Raw genomic sequence first — 25,951 nt, 5'->3', positions numbered from 1 at the left:
TAATGTTAAAGTAACCCAAAAGATAGAGCAGGAAAGAATAACTTCAGCGGAATTTCCGTATCTTTGCGCAATAAAAAAAATATGGCTATATGAAAAAAACTGCTGTTATCGTGATTTTGGCTCTGCTGGCAATAGCTCAGCAAGCTCAGGCACGCCCTTATAGCAAAGAGACGGAACAGCTGCTCGAACGGGTGGATTCGCTCATCTCACAGTACACTAACATTTGCCAACAACGGCAACAGGAAATCAGCAGGATGGCAGCTCAACCTAAGCCTACCACACCTAAAGGGCAGTTTGAGCGCAACGAACGGCTCTTCCACGAGTACCAGTTTTTCAACCTCGACTCAGCCAAGGCGTATGTAGATGCCAACAGCAAGATAGCCAGCGCGATGGGGAATCCCGCGATGCAGGCTCTCTGCCACATCCGGAAGTCTTACCTGCTCTCGGCTGCTGGACAGATTCATGAGTCGCTGAAGGAGATGGAGCGCGTCGACCGTTCATCACTGAAAGACTCGCTCTGGATAGAGTACTACGGACAGATGTCGCTGCTCTACTCACGCTTTGCCGAATATATTGATGTGGGCGGCAAGGCGCAGATGGAACTCTATCAGAAGGAGTATGAATATGCCGACTCAGTGCTGGCACTGCTGCCTCAAGAAAGTCCATACTACTACATCTATCGTGCTATCAAACAGATATACTGGAAACAGCATGCGCAGGGTATAGCCGAACTACAGGGCTACCTGGCAACCAACCGAAAACTGACGATTGCCAATAGTCAGATGCTCTATCTGTTGGCCGCCATGTTTCGTGAGAGTAAGCAACCTGAGAAACAACTTGAGAGCCTCGCATACGCCGCAGCAATGGATCTCATACTATGCAACAACGACAACTCGTCGCTGAAAGACCTTTCTGATATGCTCTATAATCTGGGCGACAACGAGCGTGCCTACAACTACATCTCGATGTGTATGGCGATGGCCAGCAAGATGAACAACCGTGTGCGTCTGGTGAATGCATCGAGCGTATTTGGGAAGATTCAGAAGAAGAATTCTGAAGAGAAGGAACAGAGAAACCAAATACTCGTCGTGCTGCTATGGGTGATAGGTATCTTCACATGGGTACTCATCTTCGTGGCGCTCTATCTCTATCGCGTACTGAAACAGCGCAGCCGCCAACAGAAGGAGTTGCACCTGCTGAACGACGAATTGAACAGCTCGAATATGGAACTGGCCGATACCAACAAGCAATTGAAGGAGTCGCTGGCGGAAATCACTCATCTGAACGGTCAAGTGAACGAGGCCAATGGCCAACTTTCTGAAGCCAATGCCCAACTGTCGGCCCTGAACACACAGCTACAGGAACAGAATGCACTGACAGAAGAATACCTGACGTTCGTGCTTACCCTCTGCTCCGACTACATCAGCAAGCTCGACCAGTATCGCAAGAACATCAACCGCAAGGTGAAGACCCACATGTACGAAGACCTGCTCCAGCAGACGGAGTCACCACTGATGGTGCAGTCAGAACTGAAGGATTTTTATCGCACTTTTGACAACATTTACTTGCACGTCTATCCTACATTTGTCAGCGACTTCAATGCCTTGCTGCAACCCAACCAACAGATTACCCCCAAAGAGGAAGGCCGCCTGAACACTGAACTGCGCATCTTCGCCCTGCTCCACCTCGGCTTCACTGACTCCGGCAAGATAGCCGACTTCCTGCATTGCTCCACACAGACGGTATATAATAACCGCTTGCGCACAAAGCAGAAGGCCATCAACCGCGATGACTTCGATGAGCAGATTCGCAGCATCGGAACGAAGAAGGCTTAGAGCCGTCCTGTGGCTCTGAGATATTCAGTCTGATAAATCTTATACTGCGCTTGCGCCTCAATGAGGTTTGAGTGGGCTTGCTGCCACTGAGCCTGGGCATCGAGGAGGTCGGTGAGAGTGGCCATAGAACAGTCGTACTTCAGTTGCATCACGCGCAGGTTCTCATCAGCTTGTTGCTGACCCGTCTGGGCGGTTTGAACCATCTGGTAACCACTGGTGACGTTCTGAACGGCCTGACGCACCTCGATACTCAGCAAACGGCGGTTCTTCTGGAGATCGAGTTGGGCGGCGGTGACGTCGAGACGGGCCTTCTTCGCTTTCTTGAACTCCGAGCCCCAATGGAAGATGGGGATGCTGACGGAGAGCATCGCCATCGGTATGTCATCGCTGAACTTCTGTTCAAACTGATAGGGTGTGCCGTCAGGCTGCATCGTGGTGCCACGCATCTTCAGATTGCCGTAGTAGGAATAGCCAACCGAGAGGGCTATAGTGGGCAGGAAATTGCTGCGTTCCTTCTTGGCGAGGGTCTCCTTCACCTCAACATTCTTCTTTAGGAGGGAAAGTTCTGGGCGCAGTTCAAAGTTCTCGTCGAGCTGAGAAATGGCCTCGACAGAGAACACAGTATCGATAGGTACGACCTGCTCGGTGATGGGTAACCCAAGGGCATTGCCCAGTGCCAATCGACAGAGTTCCTCACCGTTGCGGGCTTTCTGGAGTTGATATTCCACTTCCGATCGTTTGGCCTCCACGCGGAGCATATCGTTGCCCGTAGCCAGTTCAGCAGAGACGCTGGCGCGGAGTTTTTCAATCAATCCGTTCATCTGACAGAGAAAGGCTTCGAGCATACGTACCTTCTGTGATACGGAGATGAGGGTGTAGTACGACTTATCAACCTCGGCAAGCACTTCGGCACGGGTCTTCCGCAGGTTCTCCTGTTGGCACTCCTTGCCCAGACGAGCCAAGCGGTTGGCAGCGGTAATCTGACCACCAACGTAGATAGGTTGCGTCAGGTTCAGTCCTGCCACATAGGTACCTCGCAGCAGGAGATTATTGCCCATAATATCCTGGTCTTTCATATAGAGGCCCATCACAGAGCCGTCGAGCTTGGGCAGATAGGCGTTGTAGGCGATTTGACGGTCAAGCTCGGCTTTCTGCAGCTCGATATCGGCCTTCTGGAGATCTTCGTTGTGGCGGAGGGCTGTTTCCCGGCAGTCGGCGAGGGTCATTTTCTGTTGCGGAAATACCGCAACACACTGTACAGCGATGAGCACTGTTATCACGATTCTTTTCATGCTTCTTGAGGTTTCTTTACGTGGAACAAAACGGAGTATATAACGGGCAGGAGGATGAGTGTGATGATGGTGCCCACAGTAAGGCCTGCCATAATGCAGACGGCCATTGAGCCGTACATCGGATCACCCAGCAGTGGAGCCATTCCGAGGATGGTCGTGAGCGAAGCCATCAGCACGGGGCGCACACGAGAAATCGTGGCAGTAATCACTGAGTCGTAAGCGGAATAATGCTCCTCTTTGTTGAGCCGGTTGATCTCATCTACGAGCACAATGCCATTCTTCACCATCATACCCATGAGTCCCATCAAGCCGATGATGGCCATAAACGTGAAGGGCTGACGGAAGAGCAGCAGGCTTGGGATAATGCCGCAGATGACGAAGGGGAAACAGATGAGCACGAGGAACACCTCCTTCCAGTTATTGAAGAGCAGGAGTAGCAGCGTGAGGATGAGGAAGAGCGTCAGCGGCACGTACTTCAGCACGTTGGCTGTTGATTCACGTTGCAGCTTTGTCTCGCCGCCCCAGTCCATCGAGTAGCCTGCGGGCAGGGGAATGGCAGCGATGGCCGACTTCAGTTCCTGTTCTACCTTGGCGGTTGTGCCCTGGAAGAGTTCGGTGTTGGGGTCGCACTGTGCCTCAATAGTGCGCTCACCGTTCACACGATAGACGAAGTCCTCCTCCCAGTCGAGGCGGATACTGTCGGTGACGCTGCTCATAGGGACGGTACGGAACATATCCTCCTTCAGCTGTTCGGCATCTGTGGCTCCAGTCATCAGTCCTGCAAGGTCGTTAGGATTCAGGTTCACGTTACCCCACACGGGGATATCATGCAGGTTCTGGATGCGAGAGCCGTCTTCCTGTCGCACGAGCATGTTTACGACAACCGTCTTGTCCTGGTCGTTGATGACACCCACGGGCAGGCCGTCCGTAGCAGCCATCAACGCATCGGCCACATTACTGCGCGAGATACCGGCACGCAGGGCATTCGTCTTCACATAGTCGGCCACGAGCGCCTTGCCCTTCGTTTTCCAGTTGTTGCTCACGCTATAGGCATCTACATACTTGCACTCGCGCATCTTCTTTTCTGCCTGAGCTGAGAGTTGTTTCAGCACAGCAGGATCAGGCCCTTTGAACACCACCTCTACGGTGTGACTCGTGGAGACAGAGAAGTTGTATTTGCGGAATCGGATATGGGCATCGGGATAGGCCTGACGCAATCGGCGACGCCACTCAGGAATCACCTCCTGAACGGTCTCGAAGTCGGGACAATCCACCATCAGCTCGCCATAACTCTCGCCACCATTCGTCATCGGACGGACAAGACAATAGTGAGCAGGAGCCGTTCCCATCACGGCAGCCACACGCTCAATGCGCTTATCCTGAAGCATACTGTCGGTGATTTCCAACAGGTCGTGCTGCACACGGTCTGGACTCGTCTGGTCGGGCAACTGATACTCCACCACGAACTGCTTATAGTCGAAATCGGGGAAGAAAAGATTCTTCACCTTCAGCGCCCCAAGACCACTGACGGCCAAGAGCGCAACGGCAGCTATAATAGTGACGGTCTTATGACCGATGAGCACATTGAGCGTCTTTCGAACCATCTGATGTGCCCGATTCTCATGCAGTTCGCTATCTGCATTTTCCGGCTCACTCATCCACGCATTGGCACAGGCAGGCACCTGAATCAGTGCCAACACCCACGAGGCCAACAGCGACACGCAGAGCACAAGGAACATGTCGCGGCAATACTCGCCAGCCGTATCGGGCGAGAGATAGACACTGACGAACGTGCCTGCGGCAATCACCGTGGCACCCAGCAAGGGCAGGGCCGTGTGGTTGCATATATTATAAAGGTATTGCGGACGTGGCAATCCTCGTTTCTTATCCACAAGGATGCCATCCATAATCACAATCGAGTTGTCCACCAGCATCCCCATCGCGATGATGAAGGCACCCAGAGAGATGCGTTGGAGCGTGCTGCCCATCGAAAGCAGGATGGGGAATGATACAGCGATAGTGAGCACGAGACCCATACCGATGATCATGCCACTACGCCATCCCATCGAGAAGATGAGCACGATGACCACGATGAGCACAGACTCCAGCAGGTTGATCATGAAGCCGTTGATGGCCTCGTTCACCTTGTCGGGCTGGAAGAAGATTTTGTCCGTCGAGAGTCCTGCTGGCAGGCGTTTCATCGTCTGTGCGAGTTGCTGATCGACTGCCTTACCCACATCGGGCACGATGGCATCCGTATTCATCGTCACGCAGATGGCCAGGGCAGGCTTTCCATCCACAAAGAATCCGTTGGTCTGCGGCTCAGCAAAGGTGCGCTCCACGGTGGCCAGATCGCCCAGCCGCATCACCTTCCCGTCCATCGTCTTGATGAGCATCTCGCGGATATCGTCGGCAGTATCCAGGCGGTTGTTCACACGCAGTTGGATGCGATTGCCGTCGGTCTCATATTTCCCGGCGTTCACCTCCTGACCCACCGTCTGCAGCTGCATCATCAGTTGGGTGGGGATGATGCCGTTGCGTGCCAGTTTTTCTTTTGAGAGCGTGATGTTGATCACTTCGCTGCGCGCGCAGGCTATGTTTACACGTTTCACGCCCTTTACCTTCAGCAGTTCCCTGCGTATTAGCTTTGCGTATTTCTCCATCTCCGGATAGGTGTAGCCATCGCCCGTCAGCGAATAGAAGATGCCATAGACATCCATCATGTCATCCACCACGACGGGGTCATAACAACCGCTGGGCAACTGTCCTTTCACGTCGCCCACCTTTCGGCGCAACAGATCGAAGTGCTCTTCGAGTTTTTCGTTGAGCACGGTCATCTCAAACTCTATCGTGATCATCGCCACACCGCTCTGGCACTCCGTACGAATCTCGTGTACGTCGGGCAGCGTACGAAGCTGGTCTTCCAACTTCTGGGCCACCTTCAGCTCCACCTGATGGGCCGAGGCACCAGGATACATCGCTACCACCATCGCCTGTTTGCCACAAACGGCGGGATCTTCCAGCTTCGGCATCTGCATGAACGAAAAGACGCCAGCCACCAATATGCCCACCACAAAACTCCAAAAGAGCGTAGGCCGCTCCACGAAGTATCTCGAAATCTGCTCTGCTTTCATAACTCTCAACTATGAACTATAAACTATGAACTACATTAAGTCTCCCACATTGGTCTTCGAGCGCTCATCCAGCACCACAACCTGTTCGCCATCCTGGAGCGCATGCACACCGGCACGAACGATGGTTTCCGTACCTTGCAAGCCGCTCGAAATGATAGCGCGACCTTGAGCATCTGCCGTAGATACCACGACCTCGCGCCTCGTCACCTTATCTTTCTCTACCACCCACACGCAACTTTTCCCATCGGCCTCGAACACAGCGTTCATAGGCAGAGCAAAGCCGCTGGCACTACCCTCGCCACTGAACGAGAGCACCACATCTGCATTCATGCCAGACGACAGCTGCAGGGCATTTTGTTGTCGGGGATTTGTAATCCCCGACCCTTTAGGAGCTAATTTGTAGTTCGCTTCAGCGATCGTGAACGTCGCCTTATAAAGTTGATTCCCATCAGCCTTAGGCGAGATGCCTCGTAGCTGTAGCCGATACTGTTGACCATTCAGCAGCGCCGTGGCCTCACGAATATCTCCACGATGCAGATAGGTCCACAATGGCAGACTTACCTCCACTTCCATCTGCCCCTGACTGATGAGAGAGAACACGGGCGTGCCGGCATTCACCATCTCTGCCCGTTCGAAGTTCACCTTATTAATATAGCCACTCGCAGGGGCATAGAGTCGCGTATAGTCGAGCTTATTGCGGTTCACCTGCAGGTTCACCTCCACCTGCTCCAATCCGGCCAACGCCTTCTCATAGTCGTTGCCCGAGATGCCCTGCGTCTCGTATAACTTCCGGAGCCGATCCACCTCGTCCTTCAGTTGCCGATACTGAGCCTCGGAAGCCTTCACACCCAGCGCATAGTCCTTCTGGTCGAGCACGGCCAAGAGCTGTCCACTGCGCACATACTGTCCTTCCTTTACGCAAATGCGCTCTATCTGCCCAACCGTCTTGAAGCCGAGACTAATCTCTGCCGCCTCCTTTACCGTTCCCGAGAACTGACTCCGTGCACCGCCACCGATAGCCTCCGGCTGCGTAACTACCACACTGTGTTTCTGACCTTCTCCACCCTTCTCCTGACAACCAGCCGCAAGGAAAAGTCCGGTCATAACCAAAATCAAATACAAGTATCTCATCTTTGCAATACAAATTTTAAAATTTGCCTGTAAAGTTACTACGTATTTACGGAAGATGTATATACAGGTAATGGCAATCGGTAAAAGTTAAAATTGGAATACCGTCTGTTTGTCAACAACTTACATGATTTTAGAATAGGAAGTCGGTAAATTTTAACATAAGGGAGATGAGGCACATAACAGATTGAAATAGCCTGAACAATCGAATAAAAATTCGAGCACTTCATACAGCTCTTTAAGAAAGTTATATCTGTTTTCTTCGTACCCGAAAAGCAGACAGATCAGGTCTACCCCTTATACAATTATATAGTAAGGCGGCACAATCGGGTATCTTCAAAATGCTGAGAATCTTTTGGCTGCTAAGGCTAGTACCCAACCACTCAACGATTTTCCTGTAGATCAGCTTCCACTTGGACTCCGAGACTCGCTCTCTGGCGTAGCCCTAGAGGCTCGCGTGCCAGCCCTCTTCTCTGCCCTCCCTATCGCCGCAGCCTACGCCGACGGCGTGAAGGCGAAGTATTGCGACGGAAGCGAGACCCCGATGGCACTTATGTCTATTATCATCGGCGAGCAGGCTTCTGGTAAGGGCGTATGCCGTAGAATCGAGAGCATCTGGGCGAAGAAGATGGATAAGGACGACGAGTACCCTCGTGAATTGGAGGCCTGGTATCAGCAGAACAAGAACAAGCGTGGTCTCTGCAAGAAGCTGAAGAGTGGCGACACCGAGATCTGGCAGAAGATTACCATTTCTGCATAAAGCACATCTACTCTTTCTCATAAAGAATCTTGAATCCCTAGATTTCACCATTTCCACTTCACCTGTACCTCCAGATCCATCTGACGAGAACCGGCTATTTCCTGCTTTCCGGAAGAGATATGATTGCGGTCGAAATAATTGGTGCAGCCCAGCTTTGCGATAACCAGCAGATGATGGCTGATCTCAGAACGAGCCACCAAGGCATAACGGATGCCCTCGCCATAATAACTTCCGAAACTCATCTGATAGAGCAATCCCGGCTCATAGACATAGATACGACTGCTGTAATCCTGCGTATGGAAATAACTGAATCTACCCGATAGTCTCAACCATCGCCAAGTGGTTCCAAGATTCTCATTCAGCATATAGCCTCTGCTAATGGTACCTTTCTCGTTCTCCATCAAACTAGCCTCTCTATTCACCGCGAAATCCATACTTGTCTTGGCAAACCATTTAGCAGTTTTAAGATTGGCATAAAGACGTAAGCGTTCGGTAGTTGTACCCGCCTTATCCTTATAACGGATTCTGCCACCTAACGCCAAACTTCTGGAAGCCTGAAAGATGATACTTACCAGATTATCCCAACTATGCGTACTCTCCCTGGTCTGATACTTAGGCCAGACAAAATAGGCAAAATCACTATAGGCGGTGATATTCCAACGACTGGCAGGAGTCCAGGTAACCCCCAGATAGGCTCCGTTTTCATCCTGTACAGCACTCCCCTCGGAAAAACTGTTGCTGAAGAGCGAATAGTATCGGGCAGAATAGAAGCGCTGCAATGCCATCAACAGAAAATGATCAGTAAATTGATAAGAGATGGTATTCAATGTAGCAATGGCACCACAATCGCCCGTAGCCGTCTCACCGGCAATATTCCAACGGTGCGAGATATAGCCATAGTCTATACTGGCATTCCAGAATTGGTCGCCTACCGGCGAAAACCGCTTATAGAGCTGAGAAGTATTAGGAGTAAGTGGAAGAGAAAAGGAGGTATAGAATGCCGTGGCTCCTACATGCCAACCTGCGTGATGATAATTGATATTACCTCCCACCATGGTGTTGGAGGCAACATCCTGCTTTGCTATTTCGGAGGAAGTGCGATGCAGACCGGTCTTCAATATCGTCTTGATGCCACCATTGGAAGACAGAGTGGCATCTATCTTGCGATAAGATACAAACCCCGTTATATCAAGTCCTTTCATCAAGGAATAGGTTGCAGCTGCTCCCTGCAGATAATTGGCTGAAGAACGTGAAGAATGTACACGGATAGTACTCGGCATGGAACGTCCGAAGGAAGAAAGGATGGAGAGTTTGCCAAAACTGAAGTCGTTATTGAGTATCAGTCCCAATCCTTCATGCAGACGATATCTGCCAAGAGTGATATTCTTCCATCGCCCCAACTTCTTCAGCTGTATATAAAAGGAATAAAAATCATAACCCAGACTGTTCTTACCAGAACCAAAAGGCTCACCGGCATCCTGGGCTCCCACGACTCCCATCTTCACATAGTCGCCATACCTGAACTGATAGCGCACGCCATGCTTGTACTTATATCCCAAGTAACCATCGGCACCCATCACATCGCCCTTACGTTCATAAAACGGCACTTTCAGCATCCCCATCAGCTCATGCTTGCCATACCGGACTATAGTCTTGATGCCAGGAAAACCCTGCCGTGTGACATCGGCAACATAAAAGAAATAATCCATCAGCTGCCGCTGATACCAACTGATGCTCGGAATCAAAGCTAATTCGGCCATACTCTTCATTCCTCCATAGCGATAAACGTATGCCTGAATATCTTCAACCTGTGAAGCCGTGAGAAAAGGCAACTGTTCTAATTCTTCACGCGTAGCCACATTCAAGTTCATCGGATGCTGAGCCAATTCTTCCAGGTCTTCCTCATAATCTTCCCATAACGTAGTCTCGAAGTCCTCTGTCTCAGAAAGTTCCAGAAGAAGCTGTTGCCAGGGTTGAGACGCAGGAGAGGCAGAACTTACAGGAAGCGAGTCCTTAACTACTGAAGAAGACTGAGCACAACAAAAAGAAGCATAGAAAATCTGAGAGCTGCCTATAAGAAACAGTTTCAACAAAAAAAATATTATGAAATAACAACGCTCCATCTATAGGCTAACGATTATTAATTTTCTTCAAAGTTACTATGAAATTCTGAAAAAGAGTAAGAAAATAGAAATAATCTTTCTCTAAATGAAAAATAAACTGTAATTTTGCGGCTAAATTAGAAACAATAGAGGGTTACACCTCTTTATATATATAGAAACAATGAAACAGAAATTGTTATTCTTGCTGGCGATGCTCTTCTGCATCAACTTGCAAATAATGGCACAAAAGAATGATACCAAACCGGAAGACAGGGCGGTAGACATGGATGCTCCTACCTTCGAGCCGATGGTTAGAGTGGGTAAGGTACTATTGGATAAAGATAGCATTCAATACGTACAGGTGAACAACGTGTATGTCTATCCGCAGCCAGTATTCAAAAACGCCAAGGAGCGAATGGCTTACAACCGACTAGTATACAATATCAAAAAGGTATTGCCTATCGCCAAGGAGGTAAGAAAGATCATTATCGAAACAGGTAATTATCTGGAGACTCTCCCTAACAAGAAAGCCAAGGATGCCCACATGAAACTGGTAGAGAAGGGAATCAAGGAAGAATACACTCCAAGAATGAAGAAACTCACCTATGCCCAAGGTAAGCTATGCATCAAACTGGTATATCGAGAGTGTAATTCATCCTCATATCATCTCATCCAAGCCTTCCTCGGTCCTATCCGTGCCGGTTTCTATCAGGCTTTTGCCGCCCTCTTCGGTGCCAGCCTCAACAAGAAGTATGATCCGAACGGAGTAGATAGATTGACAGAAAGAGTAGTAAGACAAGTGGAGTCTGGGCAGATATAATCTCCGTTCATAGACGCTGAACGGCGGTTCAACGACGTTGAATGTCGGTTCAACGACGCTGAACGGAGATTCAACGTCTATGAACGGAGATTTCAACTGGCTGAAAAAACAAATGTTCCTAAAGAAAGCAACAACTTTCCTTAGGAACATTCTCTTTTATAACCAAATGCGATACTATCCTATTCCTCAGTATAAAGCACCTGAATCATAGTCTGACCCACTGCCTTCAATACGTTCTTATCCAGATGAGCCATATCATCGTTCACGGTGTGCCAGGTAGGACCGAAACTGCTCTGCTGGCAATCAGGATAATAGGCGATCACATCGATGGTTGGAATCTTCGCCTTCTCGTTGACCGGAATATGATCATCGGTAATCATACCGCCATCGCTCTTAGGGAAGTAAGAACCAAAACCAGCCTGGCGGGCTGCAGCCCAAACCTTCTTCACAATGCCACCAGCATACTGCATAGACATGCCCTCACGGTAGAACTTGGCGCCCTGGCCGCCTACCATATCAAGGAGGATGCCGTAACGAGGATTGTAGCTAGCAGGCTTATTCTCGCTCCAGTACTGTGCACCCAATGCCCAAGTATCACCATTATCCTGAACATCAGCCCACTGAGGTGTTCCCCAGTCTTCGGTATCGAAACATACGAAATCTACACCTATGTTAGGATTCAACTTCTTGTCTGCCTGCAACTGGCGTGCAATTTCCAACATGACAGCTACTCCGCTGGCACCATCGTTGGCTGCCATCACAGGCTTGCGCCAATTGGTACTGTCGGGATCGTTATCTGCCCAAGGGCGACTGTCCCAATGAGCACAGAGCAAAATGCGGGTTTCAGCCTTCGGGTTGTAATGGGCAATGATATTGGTATTCTTCAATATCGTGCCATCATAACCCTTCAAGTCTGCCTTCTGGGTCTCTACCTCACAGCCAAACTGTTTGAACTTGCTTACAATCCATTCGCCACACTTATCGTGCGCCTCGCTGTTCATCACGCGAGGCCCGAAATCGCATTGCGCTGCACAATAAGCCAATGCAGAATCGGCATTGAAAGCCGGACCTACGGGATTCAGCTTCTCCGCTTCCTCTACCTCCTGCACATCAGGCGAACTACTGGTATTGGCATTCTTATAGCTGATGGTACCAGCCACCAGACCGGCAGCAACCACCACACCTAATATAATTTTCATTTTCTTCGTCATCGTATTTACTTTGAACTTTCAGATTTGAACTTTGAACTTTATGATTACCTTATAACTGTCGAATTGGCTTTCCCTTTGGCCGCCGAACGTTGTTTCGTCGTTCTTCACTCTTCATTCTTCACTTTCCAAAGTTCTGCACCTGCGTCATCACTCTGAGCCAATTGCCTCCCCATATCTTTGCGATATCCTGCTCGCTATACTTGCGGCGCAGCAGCTGGAGGGTAAAGTTGATGAGTTCAGAAGAATCGGCAAGTCCGCGGATGCCTCCATCTCCATCAAAATCGGTACCGAGACCTACATGGTCGATGCCCATCACCTCGATGGCATGCTCCAAATGGGCAATGGCATCCATGATGTCTGCCTCGCCCTCCTTGCGCAGGAATCCATGATAGAGCGTAGTATGAGCCACACCACCACGGGCTGCCAAGGCACGCATCTGATCGTCGGTCAGGTTGCGAGGCACATCGCAGAGGGAACGGCTGCTGCTATGGCTACACACGATAGGAGTCTGACTGATTTCCAGTGCATCATAGAAACTCTTTTCGCCTGCATGACTCAAATCTACCATAATGCCAAGTCGGTTCATCTCCTGAATCACCTTAGCTCCAAAGCTGCTCACACCATTATGGGTATTACAGCCACGGGCACTATCACAGATATCGTTATCGCCATTGTGACAAAGGGTAATATACACAATACCACGCTGTGCAAAGTGCTTTACATTGCTCAGGTCATGCTCCAAAGCCAAACCGTTTTCTATACCCAGCATGATGCTCTTTCTGCCCTTGCGCTTATCGCTATACAGGTCGGCAGGTGTACGGGCTATACTGAGGTAAGCCCTGTTCTTGCTGACGATTTCCTCTATCTTATCGAAGATGAGATCGGCATACTGAGCTGGTCCCTGCACATCAAAAGCCACCTTGCTGCTGAAGCTTTCACCTATCTGAGGCTGAGGCAAATAAGCCACCATGGTAGTAGCATCCTGGCGTCCATCGGTCATCTTATGCAAATCTACGAGAATGCGGGAATCACGATGATCGAACTTGATGCCTTGCGGGAAGAACATCGGTGTATCACAATGCGTATCAAGGGTAAGGATGCGCTTATGCAACTCCTTGGCAGCATAGAAATTATTAGCCTGGTTCACAAGCCAATGGAAAATCTTTCCTCCTTCCTCTCCAAGCCATTCCGGATGCCATTGTACGCCAAGTATCTGCTTATACTCGTTGCTTTCTATCGCCTCAATGATTCCATCAGTAGACTTGGCTATGATGCGCATGTGCTTGCCAGGCTCACTTACAGCCTGATGATGGAAAGAATTAACAAGAATCTTTACTGCCCCATATATATTATATAAGGTGGAATCTTTCTTGATTTCTACACTATGGGTAGGTTCTGAACGATCAGCATCCTGACTGTGCTTCACCATCTGCTTGATGTCCTGATACACCTTGCCCCCCAAGGCTATTGCCAATGTCTGGATGCCACGGCAGATGCCCAACATCGGAATCTGGCGATTGAAAGCCAGACGAACCAGCATCAGCTCGGCCGCATCACGCTCCTGATTGATGTTATGAAGACGAGGCGAAGGTTCTTCGCCCATCCACAGAGGGTTATGATCTCCCCCACCCGTCAGAATCAAACCATCGAGATGCTCCAGGGTATTGACGATGACTGTACTATCGGCAACGGGAGGAATAATGACAGGCGTACCACCTGCCGCTATTACCTGCTTATAATAACGATCACGAAGCGTTGCATCAATATTTTCGTAATTGGCTGTGATGCCTATTACGGGTTGATGCTTCGCTTCGGGAAAAGAAGAGTACGCACCCTTGAGATGCGACTCCAAGTCAAATGTTTCCATTTGTTTATTCTTTTTCAAAAATATTATTCGTCCTCCAAGAGAACAGGAATCTCACGCTTGATACTCTGCTCAAGCGAGATGAGTGTTTCGGTAGAAACCACACCAGGAATTGCCTGCAACTTGTTGTTGAGCAAATCCATGAGCTGCTCATTGTCACGAGCATACAACTTGATGAGCATCGTATAAGAACCGGTAGTAAAGTGGCACTCTACAATCTCTGGGATATTCTGGAGTCGCTCTACTACCTTCTTGTACATATTACCACGCTCCAAGTTGAGTCCTACATAAGTGCATGTAGAATAACCTAAACTCTTAGGGTTTACATCGAAACCGCTACCTGTGATGAAACCATCCTCCATCAAGTGCTGAACACGCTGATGGATGGCTGCACGAGACACGCCGCACTCAGCAGCTACGTCTTTGAAAGGAATACGGGCATTCTTAGAGAGGATGCCGAGTATCTTTCTGTCAAGATTGTCAATCTTTTCCATTTTTGTCTATTTTATATGTTGCTATTTTTAGGTACTCTTCTATACCAGATAGCAAAATTAATAAAAACTATTGAAAGAAACAACAAAATGCACGGATATTTTGCAATATCCGTGCATTTTGTTGTTTTTTATACTGTTTTTAACCAAAAACCTTGGCATTTTGCTACTTTTAGTAGAAAAATCATACGCTCATCTGATAACCTCGGAGAAGTAATGATCACGCAAAGGTTTCACCACTTTATCACCCGTCAAAACTATCTGCTGCTTAAGACGGATGTCTTGAGAAGAGGCTCCAATCTTCAGTTCATACGTTCCAGGAGCTATGTTCCATTGACGATTGCCTTGATGAGAATAATAACCGAACTGATCAGTATAGAACTTGATGCATACTCTCTTGGTTTCGCCAGGATTGAGAGAGATGCGGGCAAAGCCCTGCAACTGGATAGGATGAATCTGCTGGTTGCTCTGAGTTGGCGACAGATATACCTGCGCTATCTCATCGGCACGAACCTTACCCGTATTGGTAACCTCAAAGTAGATATTGCTCGACTCTGAAGCCGTAGAGAGCTCCTTAACAGCCTGCAAGTTCTTATAGGCAAAGGTTGTATAGCTCAATCCATAGCCGAAAGGCCACTCTACACGGGCATCCTGCCGGGTGGAATAATTATAGCAGATAGGCTCATAAACCTCAGTATTAGGATAGCTGACACTCAGCTTGGCAGATGGTGAAATCTTGCCATAAAGAATGTCAGCCACAGCTGTACCACCCTCTTCACCTGGATACCAGGCCTGGATGACTGCTGCACAACGCTTAGCTATCTTGGAGATAACCTGCGCACGACCGCCGAAGACTACCAGGACTACAGGTTTGCCTGTAGCCAAGAGTTCCTCAACATATTCCTCTTGCTTACCAGGAAGCTTGAGACCATCTCGCTCACGATTCTCACCACAGAGCATCACATTCTCACCTACAGCAGCAACGATAACATCGCTTTCCTTTGCCATCGCCAAAGCTTCTGCCTTGTCTGCCTTCTCGCCAGAATCAACCTTACGATGCAGGAGCTGATACTCCCAAGCACGCTTATCGCCAGACTCTTCAAACTTGGTCTCTATCTCCTCAGTCCAGTCACAACCACGAGAATACTTAATATTAATCCCCTCAGGTTTACCAGCCTGCATTGCCTCTAGCAATTTAACGATATGTGGCAAGCGGCTATCATCCCACTTTTTCTTCCAACTCTGCCAGAAATAGAACATTGAAGGGAAAGAGTAGTCGCCACACATCGCCCAGATAGAATTGGCATTAGGACCTGTGAGCAAGATATTCTTAACCTGTCCGGCATTCTGAGCATAATCTTTCTTTATAAGAGGCAAAACACCATTATTCTCCAACAAGACGATAGACTGGCTGGCAATATCGTAAGCCGTCTGCCGTTCTTCCTTAGTATCAAGTTTTACATCCTCCGTACTATACAGATATGGATTCTTATCCATCAGTCCTGCACGAATCTTGTAACGCAGAACATCCTTTACAGCACGCTCAAAGACTTCTTTCTTAACAAGTCCTTTATCCAAGGCTTCCTGTAAATACTGATAGTTTTCCCCTCTAGGAAAATCAACATCATTGCCACCATTGATAGCAGCCACAGCTTTCTGAAGAGGAGTATCAAGTCCCGGCAACTGATCAATGGCAGTATAATCGCTCACCACCATTCCATCGAATCCGAGATAATCTCGCAAAATATCATTGAGAATCTCACTATTTGCCACACATTTGGTACCATGAACAGCGTGATAACCAGGCATCAGCGCCTTGCTACCAGCTAAACGAATCATCGTTTCATGAGGCAACAGAATATCTTCCATCATCTCCTTCTCATCAGCATCACCGCCACCACCATATCCCAGATAGTGTTTAGAGCAAGCTCCTACTCCCTTCTTGAGGTCGCCCTGCTGAAGCCCCTTGACAAAAGCAGTACCCATAACGGCTGAAAGATAGCCATCCTCACCGTATGATTCTTCCAGACGATTAAAACTTGGAGTACGGCAGACGTCTACCATAGGAGAAAGCGACAATACGCCACCCATCTTGCGAAGAGCGGTACCAGTCTGCAAAGTCTTGAGCTCAGCCAACTCTGGATTGAATGAGCAAGCCTGACCTATCTGCTGTGGATAGACTGTTGCATCTTGCGTATTGATACCCGAAAGAACTTCCTCGTGAAAAAGAGCCGGGATACCGTTAGGGGTATGATGCATCAACCAATCTTGTACAACAGCCACACGCTTTCGCAAGGAATTGGCATCAACCAATTCCTGACTGGCATACTGTGAAAAATGTCCAATACCATAAGGAATGAGCTGCTTGCATTTGACGGTATCCAAATTGCCTTCCGCATCAAAAAGCTCATCCATATACCCACTCCTCAACTGAGCGATACGCTCTGGCTGTGACATTCTGCAGTAGAGTTCATCTACTTGCTGGTTCACTTGCAGCTCCGTATTGCTTATATTACCGCAACTAGCCATCAGCATAGTTGCACATACGGTTGTTGTTATTTGCTTCATCATTATCTTTCAGGTTAAAAATATGATTATTGAAGTTGTTTATTACCAGATGCAAAGATAATACAAATAAGAGAACTAACAGATTCGCTTTTCCAGTTTTTTATGCAAAAGCAACAAACACAAACGTAAAAGAAACAAAAGAGCCAAAGATAGCATTCTATCCTTGGCTCTTACCTTATTATATTTTAGTAGTAATTACTTATTGAAATGAATTTCGTAATTACTTTCTCTTCTTTGAATGCGCAGTTTTCTTGGCTGCAGGTTTAACAACCTTCTTGTCTGCACTCTTTACTGCACCAGCAGCATCCTTCGATTCACCAGCTGGCTCTGGAGTTACCTCTGGCTTAACTATGCTAACGAGTTCAAGATCGAAAACCAATGTAGAGTAAGGTGGAATCTGACCTGCCTGACGCTCACCGTATGCCAACTCATAAGGGATATAAAGCTGCCACTTGCTACCTACAGGCATTGTAGTGAGAGCTTCTGTCCAACCCTTAATCAAGTTACCGGCACGGAACTTATCTGTTTTAGCACCACCATGCTTAGAAGTTGCATCAAAGACCGTTCCATCGATAAGACGGCCCTCGTAGATAACCTCAACCTCATCAGTAGCCTTAGGAACTTCTCCCTGACCAGCCTTGATTACTTTGTACTGCAATCCACTAGGCAAGACCTTCACTCCCGGTTTCTTGGCATTCTCTGCAAGGAATTTCTCGCCTGCACCTGCCAAAGCTTCTTTCTTGTACTCACCAGCTTTCTTCTCACTAAAGATAGTTGTATCATTGGCAATAGCTGCAACAAAACCACGGCTGAACATGGCTGCATCAATAGAATCCTTAGTGCTCTTCAATTCCTCACGAGTTCCTGGAAGGATGCGCTGAGAAACCATCTGAGCAATCTGCATACCGACGATGTATGCTGTGCCCTGAGGAGTATTTGCCTTATCTATTGCTTCCTCATAACCACGGATAAAATCTGCCATATAAGCAGTATCCACCTTATAACTCTGCTGAATGAATGGTATCAAACCACGTGTAGCATGAACACCGGCAGCATAACTCAAAGAGTCGCTTGCTGTAGATAAAACCACTGGGGTAACTTTCTTACGCCCCTTCTTCTTGTCTGCAGCATGAACTGTAAACAAAGAAGCACTCGCCACGAGGACGAGTGCTGTCAATAATATTTTCTTCATATTCTTAAAAGTCCTCTTCCTTAAAATAAAGCTTGAGTTCTCTTACAATATTAATTACTTACCACCTACTGAAATCAACTCAATCTTGAAGATCAAAACAGAGAATGGCTTGATCTGACCCTGCTCGCGCTCACCGTAAGCCAACTCCTGAGGGATATAAACTTCCCAAACAGAACCTGCTGGCATATGAACCAAAGCCTCAGTCCAACCCTTGATAACCTGGTTAGCACGCAAATCTACAGCCTCACCACGCTTGAAAGAAGAATCGAATACCTTACCATCGATAGTCTTTCCCTCGTAGTTTACCTTTACCATAGAAGTATCCTTTGGCATAGGACCATTACCCTCCTTGATAACCTTATACTGAACACCAGAAGGAAGTGTTACAACACCAGGCTTCTTCTTGTTAGCTGCGAGGAACTTCTCACCAGCCACCTTATTTGGACCATATTCCTTCTCCATGTTCTTAGCCTTGATAGCCATCATTTTGGTCTGTGCAAGCTTAGCAGCCTCGTCGATTGTCATCAAGCCCTTCTTACCAGTAGTACCAGAGATGAAACCAGCCATGAAGTTCTTCAAAGAGATAGTCTTGGTAGAATCCTCACCGAATACCTCATGATTGATACCCTTAACCATCTGGTTAGAAATCTGCTGACCAATCTGAATACCTGCATAGTAAGCAGCCTTCTTCTTGTCATCACCAGCATTAGCACCATCGTTAAGACCCTTGATGAAATCATCCATATAAGCGGTATCAACGCCCATACGCTCTACCATAAACTCTTTCAGACCCTGAGTCTGAGACATACCCATAGCATAGCTCATTGTATCTACATCTGTCTTGAGATCTGCCTTAGGAGTTGAATTGCCACAACCTACAAATGTAGCTGCAGCACAAGCCACGAGGGCTCCGAAAAATAACTTTTTCATTTTTTACTTTTATGTTTTTATTCTATGTTCTCTGATATTACTTTACTGCAACAAGCTCTACATCAAAAATCAATGCTGAGAATGGAGGGATAGATGCACCAGCACCACGCTCACCGTAACCCAACTGATAAGGAATGAAGAATCGATACTTAGCGCCCTCGGTCATCAACTGAAGACCCTCGGTCCAACCAGCAATAACCTGATTCAATGGGAATGTTGCAGTCTGACCACGGTCGTAAGAGCTATCAAACTTAGTACCATCAATGAGAGTACCCTCGTAGTGGCACTCTACCTGATCGGTAGCCTTAGGAGCCTTACCATTTCCCTCACGCAAAACCTGATACTGCAAACCACTCTTAGTAGTGATGATACCTTCCTTCTTGCCATTCTCAGCGAGGAACTTCTCACCAGCTTCCTTAGCAACCTTGCCCTTCTCTGCAGCAGCAGCCTGAGCCTTAGCTTCCTGCTCTGCGAAGAAATTCTGTACCAACTCCTGAGCCTCCTGCTCACCGAGCTGAAGTTTGCCTGCAATGGCATCCTTAACTGCCTGTGCAAAATCGTCGATATTCAAACTCTCTGCACCCATTGACGCCAACTGGCGACCGATGCCAATGCCTAAAGCATAACTTACTTTATCCATAATTTATCTATAACTTTGTATTAATATTCTTTATTTTGTACTTATTGTCCTTAAAACGAGTGCAAAGATAACATTTTTCTCGCTGAAAACGATGCTATTTGAAGAAAAATTACTAAATTTGTGCATTCTTAATAGTAAGATTATGAAGAAACTCGTATTTTTAACCGGTGCAGGCATGTCTGTGGAGAGTGGTTTCAAAACTTTTCGCGGCAATGATGGCCTATGGGAAAACTATCCTGTAGAACAGATAGCTACCCATGAGGGATGGGAAGCTGACCCTACCCTAGTGACTAACTTTTATAACATGTTGCGCCATAAGCTCTATGCCGCTCAACCAAACGAGGGTCATAAGCTTATCAAAGAACTGGAGAAGAACTTTGAGGTAACTGTTATTACACAAAACGTAGATAATCTACATGAGAAGGCTGGTTCTTCGAATGTCATCCATCTACATGGCGAACTTTCTAAGGTTTGCTCTTCTCGCGATCCATACGATTATCGCTACGTAAAAGAATTGCCTGAAGATGATTGCGAGGTAGTACCAGGAACCAAAGCAGGAGATGGCAGTTTACTCCGCCCGTTTATTGTTTTCTTTGGTGAAAGTGTTCCTATGATTGAGCCTGCTGCCGAAGCAGTACAGCAAGCCGACATCTTTGTCATCATCGGCACATCACTCAATGTTTATCCTGCCGCAGGATTGATTTCCTACACTAAGCCTCATATCCCTATTTTCCTGATAGACCCGGGAGCTGTAAATGCCAATGGATACTACAAGATAAACCACATCATGAAGGGAGCTTCAGAGGGTATGAAGGAACTGAAAGATATTTTAGAGAAATAAGAAGAATTTTGAATATAAAAAGAGAAAAGAGGAAGCTTCGATGAACGCTTCCTCTTTTGCTTTATTATTCTCTCATCTATTTCATTATACCGATATTCTAGTTTCCATGCGAGCCTCGGCAACATTGACTACATAGTCGCCAAGTTTTTCACACTCCTGGATAATGTCCATATACAATGTACCTACACCATAAGTATAAAGGTGGTTATCTACATCGTCCAAGTTCTGGTTTCTCAGCTGAGAACGGAAATTGTTGATTTCCGTTTCAATATTATACGTCTGATTCATATTAATAGACTGACGTTCATGAACAAACATGAAATTCATTTGAGTCAGTGCCTCATCAACCAACTTAAACATCTGATGGATATTTTCATTCTGCTTGGCAGTAAACTCCTCCTTGTTTTCTCCCTTTCGCTTAATGGTGCGAGCCAGATTGAAGCAACTGTCACCAATACTCTCTATTTCAGAAATCGCACGCAACATCGCACGAATCTTCGCCTTGGTATCATCACTCAGATGAGCATCACTTACCTGGTTGAGATACTTTGCTATCTCGATCTCCATATTATCAGAAATGCCCTCATACTTCTCGATACGCTCATAAAGTTTATCGAAAGTCTTTGCATCCTGGGTATCGAGCAACTCTCTTACCATACCAAACATACGATGAATACGCTCACCGAAACTTCCGATTTCCTGCTGGGCTTCAAAGACAGAAAGCTCTGGAGTCTTCATGATACCTGCCTGAATAAAGCGCAATCGGAAATCCTCATCTTCCTTGTCTGCCTTAGGCTTGATAAGCTTACAAACAACCTTTTCCAACTGTGGGATAAACCAAATCAGCACACCCGTATTGCAAACATTGAAACAAGTGTGGAACATCGCCAGAACAATAGGAAGCAGTTTCGCTTTTTGGACGGCAGACATACCACCATTAGGATCATACCCCACAATAGAGCAAACGAAATCCACAAAAGGATAGAATAGACAGAGAACCCAAATCACACCAAAGACATTGAATACCAGATGAGCCAAGGCTGCACGACGAGCTTGGGCATTGGCACCCAAAGCTGCAAGGTTGGCTGTAGCGGTGGTTCCAATATTCTCACCCATCACCAGGGCTATACCCAAATAAATAGGAAGCACACCCGTAGAACAGAGCAAGATGGTAATGGCCATCACAGCTGCAGAACTCTGTACGATACAAGTAATAAGCGTACCTATCAAAAGGAAAATAATAATCGTTAGATGACTCTTCGTATCAAAAGAACCAAAGAAGTCAATCACCGCAGGATTATGCTCCAAATCAAGCGCTTTTCCCGCACTACTCAATAAGACTAGCGAAAAGAAGAGGAATGCGATACCGAAAAGAAAATCTCCGATATAGCGACGCTTCTTGCTATATATCAATATAATACCAAGAAAAAAAGCAGGGAAAACAACGACCGTTAAATCGACATTATAACCCAGCGACATAATCCACGCAGTAAAAGTGGTACCGATATTGGCACCCATAATCACAGAAATGGCTTGAGCTAAGGTAAGCAGACCTGCATTCACAAAGGAAACCGTCATGACGGTTGTCGCGGAAGAACTCTGAACAGCACAGGTGATAAAAGTACCTGTAAGCATACCCGTAAATCGGTTGGTAGTCATAGCACCCAAAATATGGCGCAACTGAGATCCTGCCATCTTCTGCAAGGCTTCACTCATCACCTTCATACCGTAGATGAGCAACGCCAAAGAACCGAGAATCTGAAAAAAAATCACAAGATATTGACTTGTATCCATAATAATTTGTATTTGTGGAAATATTTGTTACGTTTCAGTTGCAAATATAATAAGAAATCTTCTTATTACGAAATATCTATATCGGATATTTCAAATTGTAACAACATTGTAACATCAGAGGCTTTCCCAAGCCTCTAAAACAGGAATGAAGCATTTCCGATGAGTAGAAAATGCATATTCCTTTCTTCTACTCTTAAAAAGGGAAAAAAGACGGAATCTGTGCCCATTTTTGTTACATATTTGATAAAAAACAAAAAAAGATGCCAAGAAACTTTGTATTCTCCATTTTTTTTTGTTTCTTTGCCTTATAAAACTATTAACAGTCATATAACAGTCGAAATTATGGGAAAAGGTAAAAAAGGTGGCAAGAGAATGAATAAGGCGCAACTCACTGAGATGCTCCAGGAATTCTTTGCCCAAAGGCCAGGCGAAACGCTCAGCTTTAAAGAAATATTCCGTTCCCTCCATCTTACCACGCATCCACTCAAGATGCTGGCTATTGACGTCATGGAGGAAATGGCATGGGATGACTACCTAGCTAAGGTAAGTGATAATTCTTATCGCTTGAATCAAAGTATTCAGGTGATGGAAGGTAAATTCATTCGAAAAGCAAACGGCAAGAACTCGGTTATTCCTGATAACAGTGAAAACCCTATATTCGTTTCTGAACGAAACTCTATGGGTGCACTAAACGGAGACCGTGTAGAGTTCACCTTCTTAGCTCGTCGAAAGAATCATATCAAAGAAGCCCAAGTTAATAAGATCCTAGAACGTGCCAAGGATACTTTCGTTGGTAGATTAAAGGTAGATAAAGACTTGGCTTATCTCGTAACACCTAGTGATGTTTTTGCTCACAATATCATTATACCTAGACGAAAGGTAAAGGGAGGAAAAACAGATGATAAGGCTGTAGTGCGTATCATCGAATGGCCTGATGGAGAAAACAAAAGCCCTATCGGTGAAGTTGTTGACATCCTCGGACAAATGGGTGACAATGATGTTGAAATGAACTCTATCCTCGCACAATACGGATTGCCTTATAAATATCCGAAGAACGTAGAGGATGCTGCCAACAAGATTTCGGGCGAAATCACAGAAAAGGATTACAAGGAACGCGAGGACTTCCGAAAGGTATTCACATGTACTATCGACCCTAAGGATGCTAAAGATTTCGATGATGCCTTGAGTATACAGAAATTAGAAAATGGCAACTGGCAAGTAGGCGTGCACATTGCAGATGTTTCTCACTACGTCACTGAAGGCAGTATCATAGATAAGGAAGCAGTAAAACGTGCAACATCGGTTTATCTCGTAGACCGCACAATACCAATGCTTCCAGAACGTTTATGCAACTTCATCTGTTCACTCCGTCCAAATGAAGAAAAACTAGCTTACAGCGTTATCTTTGAAATGGATGAGAATGCCAACGTGAAGAACTATCGCATCGTTCATACTGTCATTGAAAGCAATCGTAGATATAAATACGAAGAAGTACAAGAGCTTCTGGAAGCAAACGGCGTAATAGATGGTACAGGTGAGCCTGCTCCTGCAGAGACTAAAGAACACCCATATCAGGGTGAAAACGCTCTTCAACTCATTACACTAGACAAATTAGCAAAGAAATTGCGCGCTGCTCGATTCAAGAATGGTGCTGTAAAATTCGATCGTGAAGAATTGCATTTTGATATAGATGAGAAGGGAAAGCCTATACGATGCTATTACAAACGCTCTAAAGACGCCAATAAACTTGTCGAGGAGTTCATGCTACTCGCTAACAGAACTGTCGCAGAAAGCATCGGAAAGGTCAAGAAAGGCAAAAAGCCAAAAACGCTTCCTTATCGTATTCACGACAATCCTGACCCACAGAAATTGGAAACCCTTCGAGAGTTCGTTGTTAAGTTTGGGTATAAAATGAAGACAGAAGGCACCAAGGGTGCTACTGCCAAGAGTCTCAATAAACTGATGGCAGATTGTGATGGAAAACCTGAAAGCAACCTCATCCAAATGGTAGCACTACGTGCCATGATGAAGGCCAAATACTCTGTACATAACATTGGTCACTTCGGTCTTGCATTTGAATACTATACTCATTTCACTTCACCAATACGCCGCTATCCTGACACGATGGTACATCGCTTGCTAACCAAATATGCTGCTGGTGGTAGAAGTGCCAACGAAAAACATTATGAAGAGCTTTGTGAACATAGCTCTGAGATGGAACAAATAGCACAGAATGCTGAGCGTGACTCTATCAAATATAAAATGGTAGAATTCATGGGTGACAAACTCGGTGAAGAATTCGATGCCCACATCAGTGGTATCACATCCTACGGCATCTATGCGACGATAGACGAGAACCATTGCGAAGGCATGGTTCCTATGCGAGACATTGCTGATGACTATTACGATTTTGACGAAAAGAATTTTTGCTTGATAGGCCGTCGTCATCACAATAAATATTCTTTAGGTGATGCCATCCGTATCAAGGTTGCGCAAGCAAACTTAGAGAAGAAGCTGCTTGATTTCACTCTCGCTGGTGATTTTGCACCTATACGAAAAGAAAAGATAGCGACTGGTGATGCAAATAAAAAGGATAGAAAGAATTCAAAGCAAAAAACTCGTAATCATCGCAAACGTAAATAAGTAGATATATAAAGATTTTTAAGAAAGAAAGGGTTGTCCATCCATGCGATGAGGCAACCCTTTTATTTTAAAAATTAACTTGATAATGTTGCTTGTATTTTGATTTATCAAAAAAGACGATTCCGGCATAATACAGATTGTAGGTAATTCCAGTATATTCGGAATATTGCAATCGATGCCAATACTGCTTGTTTTTCCCATGATTTAAGCCCAAAACTACTAATAATGTACTATCATTGCAAAAAGGCAATATAGAAGAATACAACTCATCCTTATCTATATGATCTAAATCGATAACAACCAAATTCTTTGTGGAAGAATCATATAAGTCATACAAAGTACAAAGTACAGTTTTATAGCATCCTGCGTTAATGTAAGGAAAATAAAGAGATTCAATACTATAACACTTTTCGGGCTGCCAGTAATTAGCTAAGCGAAAAAGAAGTCTGCCTAGCTTATGTTGCAATCTGCCAGGCATCTCATAACGTTCTTCCAATTCAGAATATGCATAATAAGGATAATGCTCATTTATAACATATCGAATAAAGCTATAGGCAGAAGGCGACTGAACACCAAAACCGCGGCAATATTTACAGCGACACAACCATCTCCACCAAGTGCTTAAATAATAAACCATAATTATTTTTTTTGCAAATTTATATAAAATTTTCGAATTATAAGCAAGTAATATAAAAAACTTGAATGA

General features: G+C 46.2%; 18 protein-coding genes. 5 read left to right on the top strand and 13 right to left on the bottom strand.

Annotated elements, in window-relative coordinates; translation table 11 throughout:
* Positions 1 to 89: 89 nt before the first annotated feature.
* Positions 90 to 1,835 (top strand): DUF6377 domain-containing protein, encoded by a 1,746-nt coding sequence (locus tag F7D73_RS08825; protein ID WP_153123974.1) that lies wholly within the window; start codon positions 90 to 92, stop codon positions 1,833 to 1,835.
* On the opposite strand, the gene F7D73_RS08820 is transcribed toward F7D73_RS08825, so the two are convergent.
* From F7D73_RS08820 to F7D73_RS08810, 3 genes are read right to left on the bottom strand one after another with little or no spacing between them, the layout of a single operon-like run.
* Complete coding sequence (locus F7D73_RS08820; protein ID WP_153123972.1) at positions 1,832 to 3,127, bottom strand: TolC family protein; 1,296 nt, start codon at positions 3,125 to 3,127, stop codon at positions 1,832 to 1,834. The genes F7D73_RS08825 and F7D73_RS08820 overlap by 4 nt on opposite strands.
* Complete coding sequence (locus F7D73_RS08815; RefSeq protein ID WP_153123970.1) at positions 3,124 to 6,261, bottom strand: efflux RND transporter permease subunit; 3,138 nt, start codon at positions 6,259 to 6,261, stop codon at positions 3,124 to 3,126. Before F7D73_RS08815 ends, F7D73_RS08820 begins: the two co-directional genes overlap by 4 nt.
* Positions 6,262 to 6,291: 30 nt before the next feature.
* Positions 6,292 to 7,392: an efflux RND transporter periplasmic adaptor subunit gene (locus F7D73_RS08810; protein ID WP_228117689.1), complete on the bottom strand. Its 1,101-nt coding sequence runs from the start codon at positions 7,390 to 7,392 to the stop codon at positions 6,292 to 6,294.
* A gap of 352 nt (positions 7,393 to 7,744) precedes the next feature.
* Here F7D73_RS08810 and F7D73_RS08805 point away from each other — a divergent pair, with 352 nt between their 5' ends.
* Complete coding sequence (locus F7D73_RS08805; RefSeq protein WP_153123969.1) at positions 7,745 to 8,149, top strand: hypothetical protein; 405 nt, start codon at positions 7,745 to 7,747, stop codon at positions 8,147 to 8,149.
* A gap of 44 nt (positions 8,150 to 8,193) precedes the next feature.
* Here the strand turns inward: F7D73_RS08805 and F7D73_RS08800 are convergent, their stop codons facing one another.
* On the bottom strand, positions 8,194 to 10,239 hold the full coding sequence (locus tag F7D73_RS08800; RefSeq protein ID WP_228117688.1) for a helix-hairpin-helix domain-containing protein: 2,046 nt from the start codon (positions 10,237 to 10,239) through the stop codon (positions 8,194 to 8,196).
* A gap of 193 nt (positions 10,240 to 10,432) precedes the next feature.
* On the opposite strand from F7D73_RS08800, the gene F7D73_RS08795 reads away from it, so the two are divergent.
* Positions 10,433 to 11,071: a DUF4294 domain-containing protein gene (locus tag F7D73_RS08795; protein ID WP_153123965.1), complete on the top strand. Its 639-nt coding sequence runs from the start codon at positions 10,433 to 10,435 to the stop codon at positions 11,069 to 11,071.
* Positions 11,072 to 11,250: 179 nt separating this feature from the next.
* On the opposite strand, the gene F7D73_RS08790 is transcribed toward F7D73_RS08795, so the two are convergent.
* The 7 genes from F7D73_RS08790 to F7D73_RS08760 form a co-directional block, all read right to left on the bottom strand.
* Entirely contained in the window at positions 11,251 to 12,282 is a 1,032-nt protein-coding gene (locus tag F7D73_RS08790) for a M28 family peptidase (protein WP_153123963.1), read from the bottom strand.
* Between the two features lie 118 nt (positions 12,283 to 12,400).
* Positions 12,401 to 14,149 carry a membrane dipeptidase gene (locus tag F7D73_RS08785; RefSeq protein ID WP_153123961.1) on the bottom strand — a complete coding sequence of 583 codons (1,749 nt, stop codon included), beginning with the start codon at positions 14,147 to 14,149 and terminating at the stop codon, positions 12,401 to 12,403.
* Positions 14,150 to 14,172: 23 nt separating this feature from the next.
* Complete coding sequence (locus F7D73_RS08780; protein ID WP_153123959.1) at positions 14,173 to 14,640, bottom strand: Lrp/AsnC family transcriptional regulator; 468 nt, start codon at positions 14,638 to 14,640, stop codon at positions 14,173 to 14,175.
* 189 nt (positions 14,641 to 14,829) lie between these two features.
* Entirely contained in the window at positions 14,830 to 17,208 is a 2,379-nt protein-coding gene (locus tag F7D73_RS08775) for a glycoside hydrolase family 3 C-terminal domain-containing protein (RefSeq protein ID WP_153123957.1), read from the bottom strand.
* Between the two features lie 217 nt (positions 17,209 to 17,425).
* Entirely contained in the window at positions 17,426 to 18,397 is a 972-nt protein-coding gene (locus tag F7D73_RS08770) for an FKBP-type peptidyl-prolyl cis-trans isomerase (RefSeq protein ID WP_153123955.1), read from the bottom strand.
* Between the two features lie 54 nt (positions 18,398 to 18,451).
* Positions 18,452 to 19,327, bottom strand: coding sequence for an FKBP-type peptidyl-prolyl cis-trans isomerase (locus F7D73_RS08765; RefSeq protein WP_153123953.1), 876 nt, complete (start codon positions 19,325 to 19,327; stop codon positions 18,452 to 18,454).
* Positions 19,328 to 19,364: 37 nt separating this feature from the next.
* Entirely contained in the window at positions 19,365 to 19,967 is a 603-nt protein-coding gene (locus F7D73_RS08760; protein WP_153123951.1) for an FKBP-type peptidyl-prolyl cis-trans isomerase, read from the bottom strand.
* 142 nt (positions 19,968 to 20,109) lie between these two features.
* On the opposite strand from F7D73_RS08760, the gene F7D73_RS08755 reads away from it, so the two are divergent.
* Positions 20,110 to 20,808 (top strand): SIR2 family NAD-dependent protein deacylase, encoded by a 699-nt coding sequence (locus F7D73_RS08755; RefSeq protein WP_153123949.1) that lies wholly within the window; start codon positions 20,110 to 20,112, stop codon positions 20,806 to 20,808.
* A gap of 84 nt (positions 20,809 to 20,892) precedes the next feature.
* On the opposite strand, the gene F7D73_RS08750 is transcribed toward F7D73_RS08755, so the two are convergent.
* Positions 20,893 to 22,602, bottom strand: a complete 1,710-nt coding sequence (locus F7D73_RS08750; protein WP_153123947.1) for a Na/Pi cotransporter family protein — start codon at positions 22,600 to 22,602, stop codon at positions 20,893 to 20,895.
* 342 nt (positions 22,603 to 22,944) lie between these two features.
* On the opposite strand from F7D73_RS08750, the gene rnr reads away from it, so the two are divergent.
* The gene (gene rnr / locus F7D73_RS08745) at positions 22,945 to 25,245 is read left to right on the top strand and encodes a ribonuclease R (protein ID WP_153123945.1); all 2,301 of its coding nucleotides are present in this window, start codon (positions 22,945 to 22,947) and stop codon (positions 25,243 to 25,245) included.
* Between the two features lie 67 nt (positions 25,246 to 25,312).
* Here rnr and F7D73_RS08740 read toward each other — a convergent pair.
* Positions 25,313 to 25,951: hypothetical protein (locus F7D73_RS08740; protein ID WP_228117687.1), on the bottom strand; the 639-nt coding region annotated here is incomplete at its 5' end.

This window comes from Segatella copri, assembly GCF_009494395.1.
Lineage (GTDB): Bacteria > Bacteroidota > Bacteroidia > Bacteroidales > Bacteroidaceae > Prevotella.
Note: the sequence above shows the minus strand (reverse complement) of the source record. Positions and strands in the feature narration are given on the sequence as shown.

Excerpts from the sequence above, each read along its gene's own strand:
- F7D73_RS08815 (WP_153123970.1), bottom strand. The coding sequence starts at position 6,261 with ATGAAAGCAGAGCAGATTTCGAGATACTTCGTGGAGCGGCCTACGCTC.
- F7D73_RS08790 (WP_153123963.1), bottom strand. The coding sequence starts at position 12,282 with ATGACGAAGAAAATGAAAATTATATTAGGTGTGGTGGTTGCTGCCGGT.
- rnr (WP_153123945.1), top strand. The coding sequence starts at position 22,945 with ATGGGAAAAGGTAAAAAAGGTGGCAAGAGAATGAATAAGGCGCAACTC.
- F7D73_RS08760 (WP_153123951.1), bottom strand. The coding sequence starts at position 19,967 with ATGGATAAAGTAAGTTATGCTTTAGGCATTGGCATCGGTCGCCAGTTG.
- F7D73_RS08785 (WP_153123961.1), bottom strand. The coding sequence starts at position 14,149 with ATGGAAACATTTGACTTGGAGTCGCATCTCAAGGGTGCGTACTCTTCT.
- F7D73_RS08770 (WP_153123955.1), bottom strand. The coding sequence starts at position 18,397 with ATGAAGAAAATATTATTGACAGCACTCGTCCTCGTGGCGAGTGCTTCT.
- F7D73_RS08765 (WP_153123953.1), bottom strand. The coding sequence starts at position 19,327 with ATGAAAAAGTTATTTTTCGGAGCCCTCGTGGCTTGTGCTGCAGCTACA.
- F7D73_RS08775 (WP_153123957.1), bottom strand. The coding sequence starts at position 17,208 with ATGATGAAGCAAATAACAACAACCGTATGTGCAACTATGCTGATGGCT.
- F7D73_RS08750 (WP_153123947.1), bottom strand. The coding sequence starts at position 22,602 with ATGGATACAAGTCAATATCTTGTGATTTTTTTTCAGATTCTCGGTTCT.
- F7D73_RS08820 (WP_153123972.1), bottom strand. The coding sequence starts at position 3,127 with ATGAAAAGAATCGTGATAACAGTGCTCATCGCTGTACAGTGTGTTGCG.
- F7D73_RS08755 (WP_153123949.1), top strand. The coding sequence starts at position 20,110 with ATGAAGAAACTCGTATTTTTAACCGGTGCAGGCATGTCTGTGGAGAGT.
- F7D73_RS08810 (WP_228117689.1), bottom strand. The coding sequence starts at position 7,392 with ATGAGATACTTGTATTTGATTTTGGTTATGACCGGACTTTTCCTTGCG.
- F7D73_RS08795 (WP_153123965.1), top strand. The coding sequence starts at position 10,433 with ATGAAACAGAAATTGTTATTCTTGCTGGCGATGCTCTTCTGCATCAAC.
- F7D73_RS08780 (WP_153123959.1), bottom strand. The coding sequence starts at position 14,640 with ATGGAAAAGATTGACAATCTTGACAGAAAGATACTCGGCATCCTCTCT.
- F7D73_RS08825 (WP_153123974.1), top strand. The coding sequence starts at position 90 with ATGAAAAAAACTGCTGTTATCGTGATTTTGGCTCTGCTGGCAATAGCT.